This is a genomic window from Hoskinsella mucinilytica (assembly GCF_045223415.1).
Lineage (GTDB): Bacteria > Bacillota_I > Bacilli_A > Erysipelotrichales > Erysipelotrichaceae > Hoskinsella > Hoskinsella mucinilytica.
Window position 1 is genome coordinate 18,475 of the sequence record NZ_JBEQZJ010000047.1, and the last position, 8,713, is coordinate 27,187.

Below are 8,713 nucleotides of genomic sequence, written 5' to 3' on the forward strand. Positions count from 1 at the left end.
TTGTAGAAAGGATGGCGTACATGGACAAAAAACAGCCTTATCGTATTGTCGCTTCCGGTAAAAAGGCAGAGCGTCGCGATTACTCGAAAGTGAGTGGACATTTGGAGCTTCCTAATCTGGTTGAAATTCAGACAGACTCTTTTGAGTGGTTCAAGAACGAAGGAATCGAAGAAGTATTTAACGAAATCTATCCGATTCAAAACTATGGAGGAAACATCAAGCTGAAGTTTACAGGATATGAATTCTGTGAACCTAAATATGATGCAGAAGAGTCAATGTATCGTGAATGTAACTTCGCGGCACCGCTGAAAGCACGTATGGAGCTTGAAATAACAGATAACACTACAGGAGAGGTTATCAATAAATGGGAGGATGTCTTCTTAGGTGACTTCCCTTTAATGACAGAAACCGGTACTTTTATTATCAACGGTGCTGAGCGTGTCATCGTATCACAGATCGTAAGATCACCTGGTGCGTACTTTTCTACCGGTTATGATGAAAAGACGGGAAAAGAATCTTTCTCTTGTGAGTTAATTCCAAGTCGTGGAACATGGCTGGAATTTATGACAGAATTGAAAAAAGCGTCTACAGGACGTGTTTTAAACATGAGCATTGACCGTAAACGTAAAATGCTGTCAACGATCCTTTTCAAAGCAATTGGTATGTCAGTTGATTTGGACCGCAGTGAAGATCCACATGATACTGCACAAATTAAAACATTCCTACATGCTATGGGAAGAGATGTCATCGAGGATATTCCTCAAGATGATGAAAATCGTGAATTTATGGATCTATACCTTACATTGTATGCAGCTTTCTTCGGAAAATACGAAGAAGTGGAAAACACTTTGCTTGCGGACAAGGTAAAAACAAGACAGGAGGCATTGCTTTCTATATATGAAAATCAGCGTTCAGATGAAATCCCTACATTAGATGGATCTGTTACGTTGATGAATGCGAAGTTCTTCGACCCACGCCGTTATGATTTGACAAAGGCGGGACGATATAAATTACGCAAAAAATTAAATGCGATCAACCGTGTTGATGGACACCGTCTTGCACAAGATATTTTAGCAAGCGATGGTAGTGTTTATATGCCTAGTGGCACTATGATTCACCGTGATGAAAGAAATGATCTACGTGGAGAATTAGAAAAGGGTATGCATGTATCTGCGTTCCCATTCAATCCTTTGTTCAATCATCCTGATAAAGTAACGGTTTCTACATCAAACAACTTGGGGCTTGTTGGACGTATCTTGGCAAACGATGTTGAGTTAGAAGATGAAACATTGTTTGAAGGTAGCGTTTTAACGGCTCAGGATGTAGCGAAGATCGTGTCTGCTATGGACAAAGTATCTGTGCATGGCGGCATTATCGCTAAAGAAGTAGTGCTTACAAAAGAAAATGTAAATGCTGTATTGAACTATGGACAACGTTTATATGCATTGGGTCGTTTAAGCGATGCCAATGGAAATGACTTATTAAATGAAGAAGATGATTTGTTTGTAGAAGGCTATACACCAAGACAGAGAACCGATGCTTTAAGTGCCACTGCACTTGAGGATATCCGTAATCGAGTACACAATGGTGCTGTTATCAGCGCTTGGTTAGTTGGTGCGGCTGTACAGGAAATCAAAGTCTTTGATGAAAATAATGAAGTAGTAAAAATCATGGGTAATGACCCATATGCGAATAAGCACACCATTACTATTTCCGATATGTATGCTCTTTATTCTTATAACTTGAATGTTATGGAGGATGTTGGAGAGACTGACGATATCGATATGTTGGGTAACCGTCGTATCCGTTCTGTTGGTGAATTGATTCAGAATCAATTCCGTATTGGGTTGAGTCGTATGGAGCGTGTTGTAAAAGAACGTATGTCAATTGCAGATATCGCTACATTGACACCGAAGAAATTAACTAATATTCGACCATTAACCGCAGCAATCAAAGAATTCTTCTCAAGTTCTCAGTTGTCACAGTTCATGGATCAGCAGAATCCTTTGGCTGAGCTTACCAATAAACGTCGTATCTCTGCGTTAGGACCTGGTGGTTTGACAAGAGATCGTGCTGGTTTTGAGGTTCGTGACGTTCATAGTTCTCACTATGGTCGTATTTGTCCGATCGAGACACCAGAAGGACCTAATATCGGTTTGATCAATAACTTGACTTCTTATGGAAAAATCAACGAGTATGGATTTATTCAAACACCATATCGTATTGTGAATCCAGATGGAACCGTACGTGATGAAGCGATTTATCTGTCTGCAGATGAGGAAGCTGATTATGTCATTGCTCAGGCCAATGAGGTCATTGATGGTAGATTGGTCAATGAACGTGTCGTAGCACGTAAAGCAGGAGATACCATCATTGCTGCACGTGAAGAAGTAGAATTGGCCGACGTTTCGCCAAAACAGATCGTTTCAGTAGCGACAGCCTGTGTACCATTCCTAGAAAATGACGATGCTTCTCGTGCCTTGATGGGTGCAAACATGCAACGTCAGGCAGTACCATTATTGAAACCTCATTCCCCATATGTAGGAACTGGTATTGAATATAAAATTGCAAAGGATTCCGGTGTCGGTATTGTTGCAAAAGAAGATGGCGTCATTGAATATGTAGATGCTCAACGTATCGTTGTTGCAAAAGATGACGGAGATCGTCATGAATATCGTCTACGTAAATTCCAGCGTTCTAATAACGGAACGAATATCAATCAAAGTCCAATCATCAAAAAAGGTGAACGTATTGAAAAAGGTGATATTTTGGCTGATGGTCCTTCTATGGAAAATGGAGAACTTGCATTGGGTCAAAACGTAACCATTGCTTATATGACCTGGTATGGTTATAACTACGAGGATGCTATCATCATGAGTGAGCGTCTAGTACGTGATGACGTGTATACATCCATCCATATCGAGGAATATGACATCGATTGTCGAGAAACAAAGCTAGGACCTGAAGAAATCACACGTGATATTCCAAATGTCAGCGAAAATGCATGCCGTAATTTGGATAGCCGTGGTATTATCATGGTCGGTGCAGAAGTAATGGAAGGCGATATTCTGGTTGGTAAGGTAACGCCAAAAGGTCAGAGTGAAATATCTCCTGAAGAGAAACTGTTATTGGCAATTTTCGGTGAAAAATCACGTGAAGTACGTGATAATTCCTTGAAGGTACCACATGGTGGTGCTGGTATTGTTCATAGCATTCGTATCTTCAAACGTAGTGAAGGACATGAGCTTCCACCTGGAGTGAATGAAACCGTAAAAGTATATATCGTTCAGAAACGTAAAATTTCTGAAGGGGATAAAATGGCAGGACGTCATGGTAACAAAGGTGTCATCTCTAAGATTCTTCCAGTAGAGGATATGCCATATATGCCTGATGGAACGCCGGTAGATATCATGTTGAATCCATTCGGTGTGCCATCTCGTATGAACATTGGACAGGTATTAGAGATCCACTTAGGCTATGCAGCTAAAAAATTAGGTGTGAAATTCTCTACTCCAGTATTCGATGGTATCAATAATACAGAATTAAGTGATATCATGAAAGAAGCAGACATGACCATTGATGGTAAGCAGGTATTGTACGATGGACGTACAGGTGAACCATTTGATGAACGTATCGCAGTTGGTGTCATGTATATGATCAAACTTGCCCACATGGTTGACGATAAACTACATGCACGTGCAACCGGACCTTATTCTCTTGTAACTCAGCAACCATTAGGTGGTAAAGCACAAAACGGTGGACAGAGATTCGGTGAGATGGAGGTTTGGGCATTAGAAGCATATGGTGCCGCACATACACTACAAGAAATCTTGACCATTAAATCTGATGATATCGTAGGACGTACCAAAACTTACGAAGCAATCATCAAGGGTAAAGATATTCCTGAACCTGGTATTCCTGAATCCTTCCGTGTATTAACACATGAATTGCAAGCACTTGCTATCGATGTGAAGATGCTAGATGAAGATGGAAATGAAGTTGACATAAGCAAAGATGATGGAAATGATGCAGCAGTTGCCGCACCGGTAGCTCCTATCGTAGAAAAAGATGCTGATGAAGAAGACATCAACGATTTAGCAATCGATGATGAAAATGATGAAGTAGAAGATTTGGAAGCTGATGAAGAAGATCTAGAATTCGTTGATGAGGATTTAGATGAAGAACTATTAGCCGAAGATGAAGATGATGAAGAAAATGTAGAGGAGGCGTAAGTAGATGAGTGTTAATAATTTTGCCTCAATCCAGGTAAGTCTGGCTTCACCGGATCGTATCCACCAATGGAGTCATGGAGAAGTTAAGAAACCGGAAACGATCAACTACCGTTCCCAAAAACCGGAACGTGATGGTTTGTTCTGTGAAAGAATTTTCGGCCCTAGTAAGGACTGGGAATGTTACTGTGGTAAATATAAGAAAGTACGCTACAAAGGTGTTGTCTGTGACCGTTGTGGTGTAGAAATCACAAAATCCAGTGTAAGACGTGAGCGTATGGGACACATCGAACTTGCTGCCCCTGTTGCACATATCTGGTATCTTCGTGGTATTCCTAGCCGTATGGCACTTTTGCTTGATGTTACACCTAAGCAATTGGAAGAAGTTGTGTATTTCGTATCCTGGATCGTTACTGACCCAAAGGATACGAAATTGGAATACAAGCAGATTTTATCTGAAAAAGAATATCGTGAAAATATGGCGATTTATGGTCCAGGAAGCTTTACAGCACAAACTGGTGCCGAAGCAGCATTGACATTGTTGAAAGAAGTTGATCTGGAAGCAGAATTCAAAAATATTCAGGCACAATTGGAAAATGCTCAGGGTGAAAAACGTAAGAAACTAATCAAACGTTTGGATACTGTACAAGCATTCCGTAATTCTGACAATGATCCTGAATGGATGGTTCTGACTGTAATTCCGGTTATCCCACCTGATTTAAGACCAATGCTTCAGCTAGATGGAGGACGTTTTGCGACAAGTGACTTGAATGATTTATATCGTCGTGTCATTACTCGTAACAATCGTTTGAAAAAGCTGTTAGAATTAGGTACTCCTGCAATTATCGTACAAAACGAAAAACGTATGCTTCAAGAAGCTGTCGATGCTTTGATCGATAATGGTCGTAGAAGTAAGCCGATTACAGGAGCAGGTGGTCGTGCGTTGAAATCATTGTCACACTCTTTGAAAGGTAAACAAGGACGTTTCCGTCAGAACTTATTAGGTAAACGTGTTGACTTCTCAGGACGTTCCGTTATTGCGGTAGGACCAGACTTGAAAATGTATCAGTGTGGTATCCCAAGAGAAATGGCAATTCAGTTATTCAAACCATTTGTTATCAATGAAATTGTAAATAGAGAAATTGCAAGCAACCCTAAGACTGCTGAAAAATTGATCGATCGTCAAGATCCACGTATTTGGGATATCGTAGAAGATGTAATTGATGGTTATCCTGTATTAATGAACCGTGCACCTACACTACACCGTTTGGGTATTCAGGCATTTAAGCCTAAACTAGTAGAAGGTCGTGCAATGCGTTTGCATCCACTTGTATGTACGGCATTTAACGCTGACTTTGACGGTGACCAGATGGCAGTCCATGTTCCATTGAGCGAAGAAGCACGTGCTGAAGCATTGATCATGATGCTTGGTAGCAACAACATCCTTGGACCTAAGGATGGAAAACCAATCGTTACTCCTGGACAGGATATGGTCATGGGTAACTTCTATTTGACCATGGAAGAATCTGCAGAAGAGTTTTATAGTGAAGCAGAACGTTACATGGCTGTAGATTGCCCTAAATCAGCTGCTGTTTGGACACGTTATGGAGATAATGAAGGTCATGTGTATGGTAGTCTTGATGAAATTATGCTAGCATATCAAACTGATCAAGTACATTTACACTCAAGAATTGCTGTTCCAGTACGTAATTTAAAGAAAACAAGCTTTACAAAAGAACAAGAAAATATGTACTTATTAACAACCGTTGGTAAGGTTATATTTAATAACATGTTCCCAGAAGACTTCCCATTCCTGAATGAGGTAAGTGAAGCAAACTTTAAGGCAACTCCTGATAAGTTCTTCGTTCCTATGGGAAGTGATATCAAAGAAGCAATTAAAAATCTTCCAATTACTTCAGCATTCAAAAAGAAAGATTTAGGAAAGATCATCGGTGAAGTGTTCAAACGCTATTCAACCGAAAAAACAAGCGAGATCCTTGACCAGATCAAAGATTATGGATTTAAATATTCTACAGTAGCTGGCGTTACTGTATCATTAAGTGATATTGAGGTTGCTCCACACAAAGAAGATCATGTAGAATACGGTAAAGAAAAAGCCGAAGAATTAAAAACTTTGCGTAAGAAAGGTAAACTTACGATGCAAGAATGGGAACGTCATCTAAACAAGCTTTGGGCTGATGTCAAAGATGATATTGCTGAAGAGCTATTAGGAAATCTTCCTCGTAAGAACCCAATTAACATGATGGCTCGTTCTGGTGCCCGTGGTAATACTTCTAACTTTACTCAGCTAGCAGGTATGCGTGGACTGATGGCAAAACCATCACAATCAAAATCTGCAAAAGGTGAATATGTGCCAAGTATCATAGAGGTTCCTATCTATTCATGTTTCCGTGAAGGATTGAATGTGTCAGAATTCTTTATCTCTACTCATGGTGTGCGTAAAGGTCTGACCGATACTGCTTTGAAAACAGCTGAGTCTGGTTACTTGACTCGTCGTTTGGTCGATGTAGCTCAGGATGTTATCGTAAAACAAGAAGATTGTGGTACAGATAAAGGTTACTGGGTAGAAGCAATCATTGATCGAAAAACAAACTCAAACATTGAAAGCTTCTATGACCGTCTAGTTGGACGTTATAGCAAGCAAGAAGTAAGAAATCCACAAACGAATGAATTGATCCTTGAATCTGATGAATTCATTACAGAAGCAATTGCACAGAGAATCGTAGATGCAGGTGTAGAAGGTATGTATATCAGAAGTGCCTTTACATGTAAATCTATTTACGGTGTATGTAAAAAATGTTATGGTCGTAACATGGCAACCGGTAAAGATGTAGAAGTAGGAGAAGCTGTAGGTATTATGGCGGCTCAGTCTATCGGTGAGCCAGGTACACAGCTGACCATGCGTACATTCCATACCGGTGGTGTTGCAAGTGCAGATGGTGGAGATATCACTCAGGGTCTTCCTCGTGTCGAAGAACTATTTGAAGCACGTTGTCCAAAAGGTGTTGCTGTTTTAGCACAAATCAGTGGTACCATTACAAGTATAGAACCGTTAGAAAATGGTACTGGTACAGAAGTGACCATTAGCAATGATAAGGAAAGTATAGCTCATAAAGTATCCTTAATTCAGGCAATCCGTCCATGGATGAAAGTCGGTGCGCAGGTAGAAGCCGGAGATAAGGTAACTGAAGGACAGGTAGATCCAAAAGAATTGCTAAAAGTGGCAGGTGTACGTCAAGTACAGAACTATATTTTGAAAGAAGTCAAAAAGGTTTATGCCAGCCAGGGTATTGAAATCAGTGATAAACATATCGAAGTTATGATTCGTCAGATGCTTCGTAAGGTTGTTGTCCTTGAAGGAAACGATACTGAACTAAACCCAGGTGTACAGATTTCCTTAACAGAGATTACGAAGATCAATCGTAAGGTATTATTATCAGGTAAAGTTCCAGCAACCTTTAAGCCTGTACTATTAGGTATTTCTAAAGCGTCTGTAGAAACTGATTCTTTCTTATCTGCAGCATCTTTCCAGGAAACCACAAAGGTGTTAACAGATGCAGCAATCAAAGGTAAAAAAGATTTCTTGATTGGTCTGAAAGAAAATGTAATCATTGGTAAATTGATTCCAGCAGGTACTGGATGCAAAGCAGATCGTGAAACAAATAAATTAATCGAAGAGAGAGCGGAAGAATTAAAAGAAATTCGTGAGGAAAGAAATCATCGTAATGATGATGACGACTTTTTGAGTTATGTTCCTGGTCCTGAAAAATTGACTAGTGAAGATATTCAAAAAATCATGGAAGATGATTCAGCACTTTCATTAGATGAGGTAGCAGACATTACTATTTTGACAGAAGAGTAGCATGATCTATTTCAAAGGTTGTATAAACCTTAAGAAATAGGAAAGCTAGATATAAAAAGAAAGACTCAAATCGTTCTTATTGTAGAATGGTCTGAGTCTTTTATTTTAGTTAAGCTGTTTAAATGATGTTTTGATAAGATAAGAACTTATATAATTGTTATAATCGATAATTTAATGAATCAGTAAAATGAAATAAAAAAGGTAAGGATATCTCATATAGATACATCCTTACCCATCTATTCAAGGCACTATAATGATAACCTGTTTTTTAAAAAATGGCAATACTTTTTCTGCAATATTATAATTCTGAAGTGAAAAAATGGTTTTATTATGAAATATTGTGATTTGTTAGGTAATTAAAAGTAAGAATAATCAAAAAAATATGAAATACCAAGTTGAAATAAGCAGATTTTTTAGATTTTATTTACTAAGGTTATAAAGTTTTGTTGGATAAAGTGGTTCATTATAATTAACATAATAAAGCATTGATAAATATCAGATGAAATAGTGAATTGAAAAATTAATAGGCGATGACTAATTATAAATTAAAGATGAAAAAAACAAAGAAATTTTTAAAAAGATGTTGACAAGACTTTATATA

Annotated in this window: 2 protein-coding genes; both read left to right on the top strand. The window is 38.8% G+C overall.

What is annotated here, in order from left to right; genetic code table 11:
• Window positions 1–20 precede the first annotated feature (20 nt).
• Entirely contained in the window at window positions 21–4,232 is a 4,212-nt protein-coding gene (gene rpoB / locus UGRO018_RS15020; RefSeq protein ID WP_416327316.1) for a DNA-directed RNA polymerase subunit beta, read from the top strand.
• Window positions 4,233–4,236: 4 nt separating this feature from the next.
• Window positions 4,237–8,112, top strand: coding sequence for a DNA-directed RNA polymerase subunit beta' (gene rpoC, locus UGRO018_RS15025; RefSeq protein WP_416327317.1), 3,876 nt, complete (start codon window positions 4,237–4,239; stop codon window positions 8,110–8,112).
• Window positions 8,113–8,713: the final 601 nt, after the last annotated feature.

Excerpts from the sequence above, each read along its gene's own strand:
- rpoC (WP_416327317.1), top strand. The coding sequence starts at position 4,237 with ATGAGTGTTAATAATTTTGCCTCAATCCAGGTAAGTCTGGCTTCACCG.
- rpoB (WP_416327316.1), top strand. The coding sequence starts at position 21 with ATGGACAAAAAACAGCCTTATCGTATTGTCGCTTCCGGTAAAAAGGCA.